The organism is Rhodoferax sp. (genome assembly GCF_010365055.1).
Lineage (GTDB): Bacteria > Pseudomonadota > Gammaproteobacteria > Burkholderiales > Burkholderiaceae_C > Rhodoferax.
Genome location: NZ_JAAFHA010000090.1, coordinates 1 through 15,393, shown reverse-complemented (window position 1 = coordinate 15,393; position 15,393 = coordinate 1). Strand labels below are relative to the sequence as shown.

The following is a 15,393-nucleotide window of genomic DNA, read 5'->3' as shown; positions in this document are numbered from 1 at the left end:
TGGATTGAACGGGGCGCTTGGGCAAGCGCCAGAATGCCTTTTATAGACGCAAAGGCTTTTACCGTCTGTGCGACACCGAACACAGTTTTTTGTCGCTTCATTCTTTTGCTTTTTTCAGTCTCAGAAGGCGCGCGTTGATGGCCACAATCACCGTGCTGGCGGCCATCAGGGCCGCACCCAGGGCGGGCGTCAGCAACACGCCCCACGCGTAAAGCGCGCCAGCCGCCAGTGGAATGGCAACCACGTTGTAGCCCGTGGCCCACACCAGGTTCTGAAGCATCTTGCGATAGGTGGCGCGGGACAACTGCACGATGGCCACGACATCCATCGGGTTGCTGCGCACCAGAACAATGTCGGCGGTTTCCACCGCCACGTCGGAGCCGGCGCCGATGGCGATGCCCACATCCGCCTGCGCCAGCGCCGGTGCATCGTTCACGCCATCACCGGTCATGGCCACCAACACGCCGCGCGCCTGCACTTCTTTCACTTTGGCGGCCTTGTCCTGCGGCAGGACTTCGGCAAAGTATTCATCGAGTCCGACCTGGTCGGAAACCCACTTGGCCGTCGCCTGGTTGTCGCCGGTGAGCATCATGCAGCGGATGTCCAGTGCCTTCAGGGCGGCGATGGCCTGCTTCGCTTCGGGCCGCACGATGTCGGCCAGCGCCATCGCGCCTTTCAATTGCCCGTCCACGAGCACAAATACGACCGTTTTTCCCTGTGCTTGCAGCGGCTCGACACGCTTGTCAGCGAGGTCAATGTTCTGTTCTCGCAAGTAGCCCGGGCTGACCACCTTGATGTCTTTGCCATCGACGCGGCCTTCAGCCCCCTTGCCCGGGATGCTTTTGAAATCCTCCACCGGTGACTTTTGCTCAGAAGATTCGGCTATCGCCTTGGCGATCGGATGCTCGGAATTCGCGTCCACGGAGGCGGCGTACTTGCGCAGCGTTGCTTCGTCGATGTCCGGCGCCAGCAGCAAGGTGTCGGTGACGCCGAAGCGGCCCTCGGTGAGGGTGCCGGTCTTGTCGAAAATGACAGCCTGCAGCTTGCGGGCGCCTTCAAAGGCCACGCGATTGCGGATCAGCAGGCCGTTGCCCGCGGCCAACGCCGTCGAGACAGCAACCACCAGCGGCACGGCCAGGCCGAGCGCATGCGGACAGGTGATCACCATCACGGTCACGGCGCGTTCGATCGCGAAGGCCAGTTCCGTGTCCATGAACACCAGCCAGACCAGGAAGGTGAGGGCACCGCTGACCAACGCAATCAGGGTGAGCCACATGGCGGCGGTGTCGGCGAGGTTCTGGGTCTTCGACTTGCTTTCCTGCGCCTGTTTGACCAGGTCGATCACCTGCGAAAGAAACGAATCCTTGCCGGTGCCCTTGACTTCGATGGTCAGCGCGCCCTCGCCGTTGATGGCGCCGCCGATGACCTTGCCACCGCTCTTTTTGCTGACCGGCGTGGACTCCCCGGTGAGCATCGCCTCATTGACCGAACTCTCACCATCGACCACGACACCGTCGGCGGGGACCTTCTCGCCCGGTTTGATCAGTACCTTGTCGTCCAGGGCCAATTCACTCAGCGGCACGTCCTGCACGCTGCCGTCGGGCATGAGCATGTGGGCGTCGGAGGGCATCAGTTTGGCCAGTTCCTCGAGCGCCTTCGATGCGCCCATCACCGACCTCATCTCGATCCAATGCCCTAGCAGCATGATGTCGACCAGGGTGGCCAGTTCCCAGAAGAACACCTTGCCGGTCAGCCCGAACACCACGGCACTGCTGTACAGATAGGCGGTGGTGATGGCCACTGCCACCAGCGTCATCATCCCGGGCTTGAAGGCTTTGAGCTCCGTGTAAAGACCCTTGAGGAAAGGCCACCCGCCGTACCAGAAGACCGCTGAGGAAAAGGCAAACAGGACGTAGATGTCGCCGCTGAAGCCGATGGCCTCGCGCAGACCCAACAGCGTTTGCAGCAGCGGCGAGAGGGCCAGAATTGGCAGCGTCAGGACCAGCGAGATCCAGAACCGCTTGCGAAAATCCGCCGCCATGTGGGCATGGTGATCCTGATGGCCCTGATGTGCCTCTTCGTGTTCGTCCGAGTGCGCCGGCGGCTCAGGGCGGGTGGCGCTGCCAGGCTGCAATTGGGCTTGCGCATCCGACCAATGCTGCTCGGCATGTCCTTGCGGACGGCCTTCCTTCTCATAGAGGGCGTAGGCCTTTTTGGCCACTTCATCCTGGGTCGGCTTCGGTGTCGCTTCATCGTTGGCGGCGTGTTCGTGTTCATTCATTTGGGTCTCCAACGTACCCATCCATCCATCCGCCCACTTCAGCGCAGAAGCAGCGCAAGGTGGTGCAGGTACAAACGGTGTCAATTTGCGCCATGGGGCTGGCGCTGTCTGTGCGCCAGCGAACATGGCTGGACCTCTTTTGTTGAGCTGGCCAGATCCAGCGTTCGCCGGCGCACAGACTTGGCACCGAAAAAGACCTAAAGTGCGCTTCGCTGCCGCCGTGCCCTGTGTTCGTCGCGACAGGGCAGGGGTTTTAGCTATTTTTTCAATTGATCAGGAGCTTGCCATGTCCCCCACCCGTTTCCTCTTTGGCGCGTCGTGCGCGCTGCTGCTGACCACGTTGGCGGCCTGTCAACCGGCCGGCCAGCGCAATTCGATGCCCGCATCGACGCAGGGGCTTGAGACCCCCGCCAAGAACGGCGCGCGCATCTACTTCACCGGCGTGAGCGAGCGCGGCACCCCGCTCAGCCACACGGGTGGACCCGATCTGGGTGGCGCCATGATGGGTGGCACCATGATGGGCGGCTATGGCCAATGGCTGACCTGTGCCTCCTGTCACGGACCGGAGGGCCGCGGCGGCAAGCACCTGATGCACATGCGGGTCATGGACGCGGCCGACATTCGCTATGCCGCGCTGCGCACCATGTCGGAATTGAAAGGGCGCCAGCGTCCATACGACCTGGACGATTTCCGTCAGCAGGTCGAGCAAGGCCGGCATCCCGATGGTGAAGAAGTCAAGGCGGACATGCCGCGCTGGAAAATGAGCGACGCCGATCTGGCCGATCTGTTCGCCTTTCTCAAAACCCTGCCTGAATGAGTGTGGACCGCCTGCAGGCGTAGCCGGCTCGCGTCGTCATGATCGACGGCGGGTCTTGAATTGCCCATGCAAGCGCTGATCAACGCACTTTCTCAGCACCCCGAGCTGGCACTCGCTGCGGTGTTTGCTGCCGCGCTGCTGGAATCGGTGGCCGTGGTCGGCACCGTTGTTCCGGGTAGTTCGGTGGTGGTGGTGGGCGGCGTGCTGGTCGGCCTGCAGGTCCTGGACCCATGGTGGGCCGGGCTGGCAGCGGTCACTGGCGCCACGTTGGGCGACGGCATGAGCTACTGGCTCGGTCGCCACTATCACGAGCGGCTTTTGAACGTGTGGCCGCTCAAGAGCTATCCCGCGCTGTTTGAGCGTGGGCAGGCGTACTTCACGCGAAACGGCGGCAAGAGCGTGTTCCTGGGCCGCTTCCTCGGGCCGGTGCGGGCCATCGTGCCAGTCGTCGCGGGCATGGCCGACATGCCGGTGCCCAGGTTCATGGTGGTGAACGTCCTGTCCGCCATCGCCTGGGCCGGCGCGCACCTGCTGCCCGGTGTGCTGTTCGGCGCTTCGCTGCAGCTGGCCGGCGCGGTGAGTTCACGTCTGTTGATTCTCCTGCTCGGCGTGGCGCTCGCCGTTTGGCTCGCCGCCGTGCTGTGGCGCCTGGCTCGCCGAAGGGTCTGGCCACTGGTCAGCCGCTGGCGCGATCATGCGGTGGCCTGGGCACACGCCAGAGCCGGCGTGTTGCCGCGCGTTATCCGGTCGCTGCTCGACCCTGCGCGGGCGGAGTCGCTCGGGCTGCTCATGGCGGCCTTGCTGCTGCTGGGTGGGGCCTGGATGTTCCTTGGCATCCTGGAAGACGTGCTGTCGAACGACCCGCTGGTGCAGTTCGACCACGTCGTGTTCACCTCCTTGCAGCAACTGCGCAGCGCCTGGGCCGACCAGCTGATGATCACCGCCACCGAACTCGGCAGCGCGCCGGTCGCGCTCGCCGTGATCACTGCGGTGGCGCTGCTGCTCGCACTGAAGCGGTGCTGGCGCACGCTGGCCTATTGGTTGACGGCCGTCGGCTTTGCCCAGGCACTGGTCTGGATCCTGAAGCTGACGCTGGGGCGGGCCCGGCCCATAGCGATGTACGCCGGCATGGAGCAGTTCTCCTTTCCGAGCGGGCACGCCGCGTCCAGCATCGTGCTCTATGGGTTCCTGGCCGTTCTGCTCGCACGCGGCAAGTCGCCCCGGGTCAGGTCGGCCATCGCGCTGGTGGCGGCGCTGCTGGTCGGGCTCATCTCGTTCTCGCGCCTGTACCTCGGGGCGCATTGGCTGTCGGACGTGCTTGCCAGCCTGAGCCTGGGCACGGCCTGGGTCGCGCTGCTCAGCATGGCCTATTTGCAGCATGTGCGCGGCGAGCGCCTGCCGGCCCGGGCCCTGTCGCTCACCGCGCTGGGGGCGCTGGTGCTGGCCGGCGCGGGCGTGGTGGCGACGCACCGGGCCGCGGATGTCATCCGCTATGCACCTGGCCAAGTGGGCGCCACCGTCACACTCGCCGATTGGCCGTCCGGGGGATGGCGGCGCCTGCCGGCCCGCCGAACCGAGGTGGACGGTGATCACGAGGAGCCGCTGGCGCTGCAATGGGCCGCTACGGCGGACCGGATCGAGCAGGTGCTCCAGGCCGGCGGATGGCACCGGCCGCCGCCCTGGGCGTCGCGTGCGGCGCTGTTGTGGCTGCTGCCCTCCTCGCCGGCCGGACAGCTCCCGGTGCTGGCCAAGTTTCACCAGGGCGAGGCGCCCACCATGAGTTTTGAGCGGGAACTGGACCCATCCCAGCGCTTGGTGATCCGCCTTTGGCGCACGGACTACAGCGTCAGCACGGCGAACAATCCCGCTGCGCCCTTGTGGGTCGGCATTGCCACGCGGGAACGGTTGATGCACCCGGCAGGCCTCCTCACGCTGGCCAAGACTGACCCGGACTTCGCTTCGTCGACGGCACAATTCGCCATGCTGTTGCAGGCACACAAGGTGGCTGTGACCATCAGGTACCGGGACGCGCTTGCGGTGCTGCTGCTTCAGTGAGCCGGGGCCGCCTGCCGGCCAGGAAACGCCGCCTGGTAACGCAGCCGGTAAAACTGTGCCTCGTCGATGCGCCCGAGCAGCGTGGCGCTGTCGATCAGCTTTTGAATCACGCGCGGCTCGGGAGAGAAGTGAAGCATGTCCAGGGCCAACTGGTGCAGGTGCGCCGCGTTGGCGGCGGTCAAAGGGGTGGTGGTGAGCTCGGCAAAGCGCAGCTGATCCTGAAACAGCCAGCTATGCTGAATTTTTTCCAGCGGGTGCTCGCGATAGGCTTCAGCGCGCATTTTGGGGCTCAGGTAAAGCTGGCTGACGCGCTGATAGTCCCAAGCGGCGTAGCCGGCAATTGCTATTATAAAGATAGCTATTGATGCAGGTAGAGCGAGGGCTAGAGGCCAAAAAGGCTTGGATTCCGGGCAAGACTCGGGCGCTGTGCCGCCCGGCCGGCGCCACAGCAGCCAGAGGCTCAGACCAAACGCCACCTGGAACGGCCCGTACCACAGCGGGTACTCCAGCAGGCTGTGCAGCAGGATCAAACCCAGCACCGACCAGGCCAGCTGCCGCGTCGCGTCCCGCTCGCGCCAGGGCTTGGCGCGCGCCATCAGCCACAGCCCGCTGCCACACAGGGCCAGCGCCAGCGGCAAGCCCAGCTCCACGGCCAGCTGCAGCGGCAGGTTGTGGGCGTTGTCCAGAATGTCGCAAAAGCGCCGGCCCGGGTAGAGCGTGATGAAGTGGGCGTAATCGAGCTCGCCCCAACCCCAGCCAAGCCAGGGCCGTTGCGCGATCAGGTGCAGCACATTACCCCACAGGGTCAGGCGGCTGGCACAGGCTGTGTCGCCGATATGCAAGCGCGCCAGCATGCCGCTGGCCTGCAGATTCAGGCCCGCCAACAGCGGCAAAGCCACCGCAGCGACCGCGTAGGCCAGCACGGCGGTCAGCAGCAGGCGCAGCGCCGGCGGGCACCAGCCGCTGCCAGGGGCGCGCCAGACGATGACCAGCAGCGTCAACAGCAGCAGCTGCACCAGGCCGGTGCGCGAGGATGATGCCGCGTTGCCCAGCGCCAGCAGGGCTGCCGCCGCCAGCGGCATCCAGGTGCGCCAAGCGAGGGGCGATGGGCGCGGGCTGGCTCCGGCCATGCCGCGCGCGGCCGCACTTCGCGCCGCCCACCACAGCAAGGCCGCCAGGCCGATCTTGGTCAGCGTGGCAAACTGGTTGCGCTGGCGCAGGTTGGCATAGGCCTCGCCCAGGCCGGCGCTGTTGACCCAAGGTGTCAACGCGCCCGCCGCCCCAAAATACTGCAGCAAACCCAGCACGGCACTCAGCAGCGCAGCCACCAGCCAGGCGCTGGCCGCCAGCGCGGCCACCTGGGCCGGGCGGGCCCGCGCTGCCCATGGCAGCAGGCAGGCGAACCCCACCAAGGCGGTGAGCCAGGGCATCACGTTGGGCGTCGGGCCGGGCGAGAACGGATTGAGCCAGGGCAGGCTCAGGCCGAGGAAGGCGGCCAGAGGCAGGAGTGCGGGGCGGAGGCTGGTTTGCGCCATTTTTGAATGTTTTAGGCCTCTAGCCCCCGTGTTTATTGCATATACAGCTATTAATTTAATAGTATATACGAGCGTGGTCGGAGTTTAGCGTGTCCGTCAATCGGCCTGCCCGGTCTACAGCTGGGATTTGAAATAGTTGAATGCATGCTTGAAGGCGTCGCGAACTTTTTCCATCTCTGTCACCATGGTCTCCCATTTGTCTTCGCCCGCAGCCTTGAGGTCGACGAGCTTCGCCTTGGCCAGCCTGGATTGATGACGCAGCTTCGCCATTTCGTCCCTGTATTTGTCCCGTGCCGTGTCCTTGGCCTCTTGCGCCTTGGCTTCGAGTTTGCTCATCTGGGCATCGAGTTCGTCGAGCTGCAATTTCATTTTTTCGATGTAGTCGTCGCGGGTTGACATGGTCAGTCCTCCGGGTTGAAAACATGGGTGCAAAGGCGGCCTGCCCCTGCTGCGGATCGCTTGCCTGCGTTCAGGCATGCGGGCTCAGAATAGACCGGCCAACCGGCGCGGTCTGTGCGAATTCGCATGAAGTTGCTGCCAAACCGGCTGCCGTCCCGTGACATCGCCCCAGTGTCGGCCGGCTTTACAGTTCGCTGCGGAATCTCAGGAGAGCCTCGCGCAGGTCCTTGTCATGCAACACATTTTCCAGATTGGCGCGAATATTGCTGGCCCCGGATTGGCTGCGACTCATGCAGCGCCATGCTTTCCAGAATGGGCGTGTGCCAGCAGGTCGTGCCATTCGCGGTGAGCAACCATTCAGATGGGGAGTGCGGAAAAATGTTTGACAAGTTACTGCGCGGGGCCTTGACGCTGGTTCTCGCGTGCGCGTCAGTCGTGGCGACGGCTTCACCGTACACGTCGATCACGGTCTTCGGCGACAGCCTCTCGGACGGGGGCAACGCCTACACCTACACGCAAGCGATTTTCGGGCCTGACAACGGTTTCCCGCCCGCGCCCTATGCGCAGCGCTTCAGCAACGGTCCGGTTGCCGTCGAGCGACTGGCGGCTAATTTGGGTCTGCCGTTGACCCCGTCGCTGCTGGGTGGCAGCAACTATGCCATTGGCGGGGCGGAGACCGGATGGGCGAACTATCTCAGGCTCAACGCGAATCCGTTTATCGCTGCGGCATTTTCCGGCAGCAACACCGGTGTGCTGGCACAAGTGGCCGCTTTCACTTCATCGCACAACCCCGACCCATCGGGTCTGGTCGTGCTATGGGCTGGACCGAACGATCTTTTCTCGGCGCTCGCCTCTGCAGGCGATCCCGTGACGGCCATGTCGCTTGCCTTGGCCAACCTGCAGTTGGCGGCGCAGCGGCTGTACCTTGATGGGGCCCGCACGATCCTGATGCCAAACATGCCGAACATCGGGCTGACGCCTTTTGGCCTGGCTTCAGGGGCAATGGCGCAACTCACAGCGATCTCTGCGGGTTTCAACGCCGGGCTTCATCTCCTGGCCGGCGCATTGGGTGGGGCAGACCCGGGCCTCAATATTGTTGAATTCGACACCTTCGGCCTGTTTGACAGCGTTATCAACAGCCCCGCCAGCTACGGTTTCTCAAACGTGACGCAACCCTGTTTCGACGGCCTCTCGGTCTGCGCAAACCCCGATTCCTACCTGTTTTGGGACAGCGTGCATCCAACGGCCAGAGCCCATCAATTCATTGGGGACCGGTTCACGACCGCCGTTCCCGAGCCAGCCACGACTGCGCTGATGGTGCTCGCCTTGATTGGCCTGTACGCTTCGCGCCGTCGTCAAGCTTGAGCGCAATCAAGATTCCCGATGGCTCAGCCGAGCGGCTGGCGACATTCCAATTGGTGAAAGCCTGAGCAAGGCGCCGTCTATCCGCCCACCACCGACCAGCCCGCGTGCAGGTTGACCTTGTCGTTTTCGTACTCCCATTGGGTGCCGCAGCGGTCGCAGACGTAGCTGGTGATGGTGACCTGACCGTGGCTGCGTGGCTCTTTGCGGTTGTCGCCTTGCACCAGTTCGGCGTGGCCTGGGGCGCGGCGCCAGTTGCGCTGGATGCCAGCGCACGAATCGCAAAGCGCCGCCTGCTTCGATTCGTTCGTTTGATTCAAGTCTTGGGTCATGGTGCTGCTCCTGATGCTGTGGATGGGTGGCTTGCTGGGCCTAGATTGTCGTCCTCGCGTTATGCGGTGATTACCTCATTTATTCGACGCACGACATGCGGTGAATAAACGCATAATCGGCGCATGCCCCACAACGCCGAGCCCCTCTACATCTGGCAGCAACCCGACTGGCCGCACTGGCGCTTTGACGCCGCTGCCCTCGCCGAGCCGCTGGCGCAGACGCACCGCGCGCAGGGCCATCTGCTGGGGCGCATGGCTGAGCTGGGCGTGGCGCAGCGCGACCAGGCCACCTTGCAGGTCTTGACGCAAGAGGTCATCAAGACCAGCGAGATTGAAGGCGAACGGCTCAATCTGGAGGCCGTGCGCTCGTCCATCGCACGCAGGCTGGGTGTGGACATTGGTGCGCTATCCCCGCCCGATCGGCATGTGGACGGCGTCGTGGACATGGTGCTCGACGCCACGGGCCGTTTTGACCAAGCCCTCACGCCTGAGCGCCTGTTTGGCTGGCACGCCGCTCTGTTCCCGACTGGCTACAGCGGTATGGCGCGCATCCGCGTTGGCGCGTGGCGAGACGATGCCGCTGGCCCCATGCAGGTCGTGTCCGGCTACGCTGGCCGCGAAAAAGTGCACTACCGGGCGCCCCCCGCCCACACGCTGGCCGCAGAAACCGACAATTTCCTGCAGTGGTTCAATGCCGACACAAAAGGCGATGCCTTGATCAAAGCCGGCCTGGCCCACCTGTGGCTCGTCACGCTGCACCCGTTTGACGATGGCAATGGCCGCATCTCACGCGCCGTGGGCGACATGGCGCTGGCGCGGGCAGACGGAACCCCCCAGCGCTTTTACAGCTTGAGCGCCCAGCTACAGCGCGAGCGCAAAGACTATTACGACCAGTTGGAGGCCACGCAAAAGGGCCCGCTGGACGTCACCCCCTGGCTGGCCTGGTTCCTGGGTTGCCTGCAGCGCGCCGTGCTCGGCGCAGACGACACCCTGGCCGCCGTGCTGGGCAAAGCCCAGTTCTGGCAGCGCTGGGCAGGCACGCCCATGAACGAGCGGCAAATCAAACTGATCAACCGTCTGCTCGACGGCTTTCAAGGCAAGCTCACCACCGCCAAATGGGCGGCGATTGCCAAGTGCTCTACGGACACGGCGCTGCGCGATATCAGTGAATTGCTGGCGCGCGGGGTGTTGCGGAAATTGGAAGGTGGGGGAAGAAGTACGGGGTATGAGTTGAGTAAATAGGCCGTCAGCCCCCGTCCAATCTGCGAGAGACGCTATCAAATCAGGACCGAGCCGGAGTCCCCGGCCCGCGCACTACCGCCTGCGCCCAGCGCCGGGCCATGGCCGGGGTGTTGAAGCAGGTGGTGGCGTGGTGGGTGCTGCACACGGCGCGCTCCAGCAGCTGGATGTCGGCCTCGTGCTGGCGGGCCACATGCGGGTCTTCAAAAAAAATGACTTTCTGGCAGCGCTGGTCCAGCACCAGTTCGGCAATCTGCGCGTCGCCACCAAGCGGACCGCTTTGGTAGCAGGTGACCCAGGGCTGCGTTTGCGGCCAGCCGCGCGACCAGGCCATGTCGTTCAGGCGCTTGCCGGTGGTGCCGGTGGCCACGCGCCCGGCAAAGCGCGACAGGGTGTCGAAATGCTCGGCGGCAAAGGCCACCATTTCATCTTTCAGCGCGTCGTGGGCGACCAGCGCCGCCACCTGGGATTCGAGCGCAAACAGCGGCGCGGCCTCGGGCACGCGCAGCGCGTGCAGGCCGGCGTTGGTCAGCTCCACCGCCACCCATTCCATGGCCCCGGCCAGGGTGGATGCAAACGGTTTGCCGTGAATCACGCACTGGCGTTTGAGCGCCTGGGCTTCGGGGTAGATCGAGGTCGGGTCCACCGGGTCCACCAGAAAAAACACGCCGTCCAGGGCGGCCTGCGGCGCCAGGCCACCGGCCATGCGCGACACCAGGCGCATCAGCCCGCCGTCGCGGCCATTGCCCACGGGGTGGAGCTGGCCGTCCAGCAGTTTGTATTTGCTCAGCGCGTCATAGGCACCGCCGGTGGCGTGCAGCTCCAGGCCCAGCGCCTGCAGACCGGGTTCACAGGCGCGCGCCCAGCGCAGCAGGCTGCTGTCCGGGCCGAGACGATGCAATCGATGTGCGACAAGTCCAAAGTTCATGGTGACGGTTTTCTTGTGGCCTCACGGGAGAGGCGTGATGGGGGCGCGATGGGGTCTACTGTAATCGGCAGCGCCGTCAATGTGTCGTGTCGTTGCCACTAGACTCTGAGCTGCACCCAAACCATCAAGACCCATCCCATGACCCCCTCCCAACCATGAATCCTGGTGTGCTTTACGCCGCGCTGGCTTACACGGCCTGGGGATTGCTGCCGGTCTTCTTCAAACAGCTCATCCAGGTCAATGCGTTTGAGATCGTGATGCACCGCATGGTGTGGTCGCTGGTTTTCTTGCTGTGCGTGCTGGCCGTGCTCAAACGCTGGGCCTGGCTGCGCGGCGTCGCCCGCCAGCCACGGGTTCTGCTGGCGTTTGCGGTGTCGGCCTTGCTTTTGTCCGTCAATTGGTCGGTGTATGTGTGGGCGGTGCAAAACGCCCATTTGGTCGATGCCAGTTTGGGTTACTTCATCTTGCCCTTGGTCAATGTGGCGATGGGCTTTGCCTTTTTGCATGAGCGTCCGCGCCCTGGGCAGTGGCTGGCGGTAGCGGTGGCCGCAGCAGGCGTGCTGTGGCTCACTGTGCAGGCGGGGCGATTGCCCTGGGTGGCGTTGGTGCTGGCGCTCTCGTTTGGCATCTATGGCTTGCTGCGCAAGCTGGCCAAGTTGGGCGCGCTGGAAGGCCTGACGCTGGAGACCCTGCTGCTGGCGCCCATGGCGCTGGGCCTGCTGGGGTGGTGGACGTGGCACGGGCAAGGCGCTCTGGTACAAGGCGATCCGGCGACCTTGGGCTGGCTGTTGCTGGCCGGACCGCTGACCGCCATCCCCTTGCTGCTGTTTGCCGCCGGCGCACGCCGCATACCCATGGCCACACTGGGCATCCTGCAGTACATCTCACCGAGCCTGCAGATGCTGCTGGGTGTGTGGCTGTACGGCGAAGCGTTTGAGCCGGCGCGCGCCATCGGCTTTTATCTGATCTGGGCGGCGTTGGCGCTGTACAGCGCGGACAGCTTCTGGCATGCGCGCAAACAGCGATTCAATCAATAGCCCATCAGGACCGATCCGGAATCGCCAGCCCCCGCACCACCGCCGGCCGTGCCACAAAGGCCGCCAGCGCGCGCGTCACGTTCGGAAAATTCTGCATGCCCACCAGATCACCGGCCTCGTAAAAGCCGATCAGGTTGCGCACCCAGGGGAAGGTGGCGATGTCGGCGATGGTGTAGGCGTCGCCCATGATCCAGGCGCGGGTCGCCAACCGCTCATTCAGCACGGCGAGCAGGCGCTTAGCCTCTGCCACATAGCGGTCGCGCGGGCGCTTGTCCTCATAGTCCTTGCCCGCGAACTTGTGGAAGAAACCCAGCTGGCCAAACATCGGGCCGACACCGCCCATCTGCCACATCAGCCATTGAATCGTCTCGTAGCGCTGCGCCGCATCCTGGGGCATGAATTGACCCGTTTTCTCGGCCAGGTAAATCAGAATCGCGCCAGACTCGAACAGCGCCAGCGGCTTTTCCCCCGGACCGTTGGGGTCGAGGATGGCCGGAATCTTGTTGTTGGGGTTGAGCGAGAGAAATTCCGGCGTCATCTGGTCATGGGTCTCGAAGCTGACCAGATGCGGCTCGTACGGCAGGCCGGTTTCCTCCAGCATGATCGACACCTTGACGCCGTTGGGCGTGGGCAGCGAGTAGAGCTGCAGCCGATCGGGATGCCGGGCGGGCCACTTGTGGGTGACGGGGAAGGTGGAGAGGTCAAGCATGGAGGACTCCTTGGGGTGGATGTGGGCAGTGAGCGCCGTGAATGAGATATTTTGGCCGAAAAGGTTGGGGCCTGTTGCAGCCGGAGGCCGAATTTCCATATGCCAAATCAGCCTCCAGCCCCCGTCCCACCTGCGCAAGCAGCTATTAAATCAGGATTGCACAGGAATCCCCAGTCCGCGCACCTGCTAACCCACACCAAAGCGGTCGGCGACCATGCCAAAGCGGGGCGAGAAAAAGGTCTTGCCCAGTGGCATCTGCACTTGGCCACCTTTGGCCAGTGCTGTGAACAAACGTTCCCAATGAAAAACCCTTGAAGGTGGCTTGCGCGTTGCTAGTTTCCGTCGGACATCATGACGGTGCTGTCTGACTGGCAAACATGGCATCGCAACGTTTCTGCATCTCATCGAACGCCACGTCTTCGACGTGGGTCATGACATGCCACTTGTGTCCGAACGGGTCCAGCAGCGAGCCGGTGCGGTCACCATAAAACTGGTCCTTCACGGGCTCCAGCACGGCGGCACCGGCAGCCAGCGCACGCTGGCAGGTGGCATCCACATCCGGCACATACAAGGCAATGCCAACCGGTATCCCGCCCAGTGTGGACGGGCTCTTGTTGCCCCACGCGGGCATTTCCTGCGCCAGCATGAAGCGGGAGTCGCCGATCTGCATTTCGGCATGGCCGACCGTGCCATCCGGCATCAGGATGCGTCCGACCTCGACCGCGCCGAAGGCCTTTTGGTAAAACAGAATGGCGGCCTGCCCGTCTTTGACGGAAAGATAGGGCGTGATGGCGTGAAAGCCTGGCGGGACGGGGTTGGTGGTTTTCATGAGTGCTCCTGGGTCAATGGGTTGGAGAGGCAAGACGGCTTCCCCTCAGGTTTGCGCACAGGCGCGCTGGTCTTTGCGAGCGCATTCGAATGGGTTCATAAACCATGCCTGAGCGTTCATTGGGGTGATTTGGGTTCGTAGCGCAGGATCACGCAGCCTGTGCTGAGCGTTTTTGCTTCGATCAGATGCAGCTTTAGTTGGTCCTGGCCCGGCTTGAACAAGGGTTTGCCACGGCCCAGGACCACCGGGGCAAGAGCCAGGCGGTACTCGTCGAAGAGACGATGCTCGATAAATGTCGATGACAAATCGGCGCTGCCAAAGACCAACAGATTGCCCGAGCCCTCCTGCTTGAGCCTGATGGTTTCCTGAACGGCGTTGCCTTCGATGTGCCGAGTATTGGACCAGTCGGCATGTTTGAGCGTGCGTGAGAAGACCGCCTTGGGCAACTGGTTCATGAGGTCTGCAATCTCACCCTGTGCGCTTTGCCAGTACGCCGCCATGCCTTCGTAGGTTGTTCGCCCGAACAGCAACATGTCGGCTGTGTGCAGCTGTTCGATGGAGATTTGTTCCAGCTCCGGGCCCCAGAACTCCTGGTGCCAGTCAAGGTCCCAGCTCTTAGCACCTTCAAACATGCCATCGAGCGTGAGAAGGTTCCACATGATCAGTTTGCGCATGGGGGGTCTCCTGTTATTCGACCAAAGCGGTTGCAAAAAGGGTCATTCCATTCGGGGGAATGAAGGACAGGTTGGCAGGTTTCCCTTGTCATCCCCTGTAATGTGTACGCCGTACACAACTAGAATAGCAAAGCTAATGGACGGTGTCCACATACAAGAAATAACATGAATGCCATATCAACTATTGCCCAACGCACGCGCAGCACCTACCGCCATGGCGACCTGCGTCGCGTCTTGCTGGAGGCGGGCATCGAACTGGCGCGCCAGGGCGGCCCGGATGCGGTGGTGCTGCGCGAAGCGACCCGGCGCGCGGGTGTGGCACCCAACGCCGCGTACCGCCACTTCGCCAGCCGCCAGGCACTGCTGCAGGCGGTGCGCGCGGCCGCCCTGTCGGCGCTGGCCCAGGCCATGGAGAACGAGCTGGCCGCCTTGCCCGCCACCCTGTCGCCTGCGGACCTGGCGCGCGCCAGCGTGCGGGCGGTGGGCACCGGTTACCTGCGTTTCGCCCAGCGCGAGACCGGTTTATTTCGCACCGCCTTCGCGGCCTCCGACAAATTTCTGCAAGTCACGCCCGAACTTCCGACCGCCGGCCCGGGCGGCCTTAACCCGTTTGAGCTGCTGGGTGCCGCGCTGGACAAGCTGGTGCAGGCCGGTGTCATGCCCCCTGAACGCCGCCCCGGGGCCGAGTTTCTGGCCTGGTCGGCGGTGCACGGCCTGGCCATGCTGGTGATTGACGGGCCGTTGGCCAGCACCGTCGGGCCGCACATGCAGCAAGTCGGGCAGCGGCTGCTGGATATGGTGGAAAAGGGGCTGTAGGCTGCCCTGATCGACGGCTCTCTGATGAATTCATGTAGATTAAATTGGCCTCTAGCCCTCATATCTATTGCATATATAGCTGCTAAAAACATAGTAAATAGTGGCCATGGACCTGTTTGACGACCCACCCCCCGATGCGGCACAGACGCAGATCGCCCCCGGCGCGATGTTGCTGCATGGCTTTGCCCGGGGCGGGGATGCCGCGTTGCTGCAAGCCGTCGAGTCCGTCCTGCATCAAGCCCCCTTGCGCCACTGGCAAACCCCCGGCGGCTACACCATGTCGGTGGCCATGAGCAATTGCGGGCCGCTGGGCTAGGTGTCCAGCGCCAGCGGCTACCGCTACGCCGCAGTGGACCCGCTCTCCGGCCAGCCCTGGCCCG

General features: G+C 63.7%; 15 protein-coding genes and 1 pseudogene. 7 read left to right on the top strand and 9 right to left on the bottom strand.

The genetic code is table 11. From position 1 onward, the window contains the following. Window positions 1-97 precede the first annotated feature (97 nt). Window positions 98-2,281 carry a copper-translocating P-type ATPase gene (locus GZ093_RS16585; protein WP_296488001.1) on the bottom strand — a complete coding sequence of 728 codons (2,184 nt, stop codon included), beginning with the start codon at window positions 2,279-2,281 and terminating at the stop codon, window positions 98-100. A gap of 286 nt (window positions 2,282-2,567) precedes the next feature. Here GZ093_RS16585 and GZ093_RS16580 point away from each other — a divergent pair, with 286 nt between their 5' ends. Both GZ093_RS16580 and GZ093_RS16575 read left to right on the top strand, forming a co-directional pair. Beyond that, on the top strand, window positions 2,568-3,098 hold the full coding sequence (locus tag GZ093_RS16580; protein ID WP_296487998.1) for a cytochrome c: 531 nt from the start codon (window positions 2,568-2,570) through the stop codon (window positions 3,096-3,098). A 66-nt stretch (window positions 3,099-3,164) separates the two neighbouring features. Further along, window positions 3,165-5,153, top strand: a complete 1,989-nt coding sequence (locus GZ093_RS16575) for a bifunctional DedA family/phosphatase PAP2 family protein (protein WP_296487995.1) — start codon at window positions 3,165-3,167, stop codon at window positions 5,151-5,153. On the opposite strand, the gene GZ093_RS16570 is transcribed toward GZ093_RS16575, so the two are convergent. Together GZ093_RS16570 and GZ093_RS16565 are read right to left on the bottom strand one after the other, a co-directional pair. Continuing rightward, window positions 5,147-6,688: an O-antigen ligase family protein gene (locus tag GZ093_RS16570; protein ID WP_296487993.1), complete on the bottom strand. Its 1,542-nt coding sequence runs from the start codon at window positions 6,686-6,688 to the stop codon at window positions 5,147-5,149. The two genes, GZ093_RS16575 and GZ093_RS16570, sit on opposite strands and share 7 nt — an antisense overlap. 114 nt (window positions 6,689-6,802) lie before the next feature. Then, window positions 6,803-7,087, bottom strand: coding sequence for a hypothetical protein (locus GZ093_RS16565; RefSeq protein WP_296487991.1), 285 nt, complete (start codon window positions 7,085-7,087; stop codon window positions 6,803-6,805). 378 nt (window positions 7,088-7,465) lie between these two features. On the opposite strand from GZ093_RS16565, the gene GZ093_RS16560 reads away from it, so the two are divergent. Continuing rightward, window positions 7,466-8,452 (top strand): SGNH/GDSL hydrolase family protein, encoded by a 987-nt coding sequence (locus tag GZ093_RS16560; RefSeq protein WP_296487988.1) that lies wholly within the window; start codon window positions 7,466-7,468, stop codon window positions 8,450-8,452. A 77-nt stretch (window positions 8,453-8,529) separates the two neighbouring features. On the opposite strand, the gene GZ093_RS16555 is transcribed toward GZ093_RS16560, so the two are convergent. Next, window positions 8,530-8,781, bottom strand: a complete 252-nt coding sequence (locus GZ093_RS16555; protein WP_296487985.1) for a hypothetical protein — start codon at window positions 8,779-8,781, stop codon at window positions 8,530-8,532. Between the two features lie 123 nt (window positions 8,782-8,904). Here GZ093_RS16555 and GZ093_RS16550 point away from each other — a divergent pair, with 123 nt between their 5' ends. Continuing rightward, window positions 8,905-10,023, top strand: a complete 1,119-nt coding sequence (locus tag GZ093_RS16550; protein WP_296487984.1) for a Fic family protein — start codon at window positions 8,905-8,907, stop codon at window positions 10,021-10,023. Between the two features lie 40 nt (window positions 10,024-10,063). Here GZ093_RS16550 and GZ093_RS16545 read toward each other — a convergent pair whose 3' ends face one another. After that, the gene (locus GZ093_RS16545) at window positions 10,064-10,948 is read right to left on the bottom strand and encodes a methylglyoxal synthase (protein WP_296487981.1); all 885 of its coding nucleotides are present in this window, start codon (window positions 10,946-10,948) and stop codon (window positions 10,064-10,066) included. Window positions 10,949-11,103: 155 nt separating this feature from the next. Between GZ093_RS16545 and rarD the strand changes: the two genes are divergently transcribed. Then, complete coding sequence (gene rarD, locus GZ093_RS16540) at window positions 11,104-11,985, top strand: EamA family transporter RarD (RefSeq protein WP_296487978.1); 882 nt, start codon at window positions 11,104-11,106, stop codon at window positions 11,983-11,985. A gap of 4 nt (window positions 11,986-11,989) precedes the next feature. Here rarD and GZ093_RS16535 read toward each other — a convergent pair whose 3' ends face one another. The 4 genes and pseudogenes from GZ093_RS16535 to GZ093_RS16520 all read right to left on the bottom strand — a co-directional run bounded on the left by GZ093_RS16535 (window position 11,990) and on the right by GZ093_RS16520 (window position 14,197). Beyond that, window positions 11,990-12,694 (bottom strand): glutathione S-transferase N-terminal domain-containing protein, encoded by a 705-nt coding sequence (locus tag GZ093_RS16535; RefSeq protein WP_296487976.1) that lies wholly within the window; start codon window positions 12,692-12,694, stop codon window positions 11,990-11,992. Between the two features lie 186 nt (window positions 12,695-12,880). Continuing rightward, window positions 12,881-12,991, bottom strand: a pseudogene (locus tag GZ093_RS16530) (VOC family protein); the annotation flags it as partial. 52 nt (window positions 12,992-13,043) lie between these two features. Next, a complete protein-coding gene (locus GZ093_RS16525) occupies window positions 13,044-13,523 on the bottom strand; it encodes a VOC family protein (protein ID WP_296487973.1) in 480 nt (159 codons plus the stop codon). Between the two features lie 116 nt (window positions 13,524-13,639). After that, entirely contained in the window at window positions 13,640-14,197 is a 558-nt protein-coding gene (locus GZ093_RS16520; protein ID WP_296487970.1) for a dihydrofolate reductase family protein, read from the bottom strand. 165 nt (window positions 14,198-14,362) lie between these two features. On the opposite strand from GZ093_RS16520, the gene GZ093_RS16515 reads away from it, so the two are divergent. Together GZ093_RS16515 and GZ093_RS16510 are read left to right on the top strand one after the other, a co-directional pair. Further along, entirely contained in the window at window positions 14,363-15,013 is a 651-nt protein-coding gene (locus tag GZ093_RS16515; RefSeq protein WP_296487967.1) for a TetR/AcrR family transcriptional regulator, read from the top strand. Between the two features lie 106 nt (window positions 15,014-15,119). Continuing rightward, window positions 15,120-15,329: a hypothetical protein gene (locus GZ093_RS16510; RefSeq protein ID WP_296487964.1), complete on the top strand. Its 210-nt coding sequence runs from the start codon at window positions 15,120-15,122 to the stop codon at window positions 15,327-15,329. Window positions 15,330-15,393: the final 64 nt, after the last annotated feature.

Bases quoted from the DNA above. Each gene is read 5' to 3' on its own strand.
- GZ093_RS16525 (WP_296487973.1), bottom strand. From the start codon at position 13,523: ATGAAAACCACCAACCCCGTCCCGCCAGGCTTTCACGCCATCACGCCC.
- GZ093_RS16545 (WP_296487981.1), bottom strand. From the start codon at position 10,948: ATGAACTTTGGACTTGTCGCACATCGATTGCATCGTCTCGGCCCGGAC.
- GZ093_RS16585 (WP_296488001.1), bottom strand. From the start codon at position 2,281: ATGAATGAACACGAACACGCCGCCAACGATGAAGCGACACCGAAGCCG.
- GZ093_RS16580 (WP_296487998.1), top strand. From the start codon at position 2,568: ATGTCCCCCACCCGTTTCCTCTTTGGCGCGTCGTGCGCGCTGCTGCTG.
- rarD (WP_296487978.1), top strand. From the start codon at position 11,104: ATGAATCCTGGTGTGCTTTACGCCGCGCTGGCTTACACGGCCTGGGGA.
- GZ093_RS16560 (WP_296487988.1), top strand. From the start codon at position 7,466: ATGTTTGACAAGTTACTGCGCGGGGCCTTGACGCTGGTTCTCGCGTGC.
- GZ093_RS16565 (WP_296487991.1), bottom strand. From the start codon at position 7,087: ATGTCAACCCGCGACGACTACATCGAAAAAATGAAATTGCAGCTCGAC.
- GZ093_RS16570 (WP_296487993.1), bottom strand. From the start codon at position 6,688: ATGGCGCAAACCAGCCTCCGCCCCGCACTCCTGCCTCTGGCCGCCTTC.
- GZ093_RS16535 (WP_296487976.1), bottom strand. From the start codon at position 12,694: ATGCTTGACCTCTCCACCTTCCCCGTCACCCACAAGTGGCCCGCCCGG.
- GZ093_RS16555 (WP_296487985.1), bottom strand. From the start codon at position 8,781: ATGACCCAAGACTTGAATCAAACGAACGAATCGAAGCAGGCGGCGCTT.
- GZ093_RS16520 (WP_296487970.1), bottom strand. From the start codon at position 14,197: ATGCGCAAACTGATCATGTGGAACCTTCTCACGCTCGATGGCATGTTT.
- GZ093_RS16515 (WP_296487967.1), top strand. From the start codon at position 14,363: ATGAATGCCATATCAACTATTGCCCAACGCACGCGCAGCACCTACCGC.
- GZ093_RS16510 (WP_296487964.1), top strand. From the start codon at position 15,120: ATGGACCTGTTTGACGACCCACCCCCCGATGCGGCACAGACGCAGATC.
- GZ093_RS16550 (WP_296487984.1), top strand. From the start codon at position 8,905: ATGCCCCACAACGCCGAGCCCCTCTACATCTGGCAGCAACCCGACTGG.
- GZ093_RS16575 (WP_296487995.1), top strand. From the start codon at position 3,165: ATGCAAGCGCTGATCAACGCACTTTCTCAGCACCCCGAGCTGGCACTC.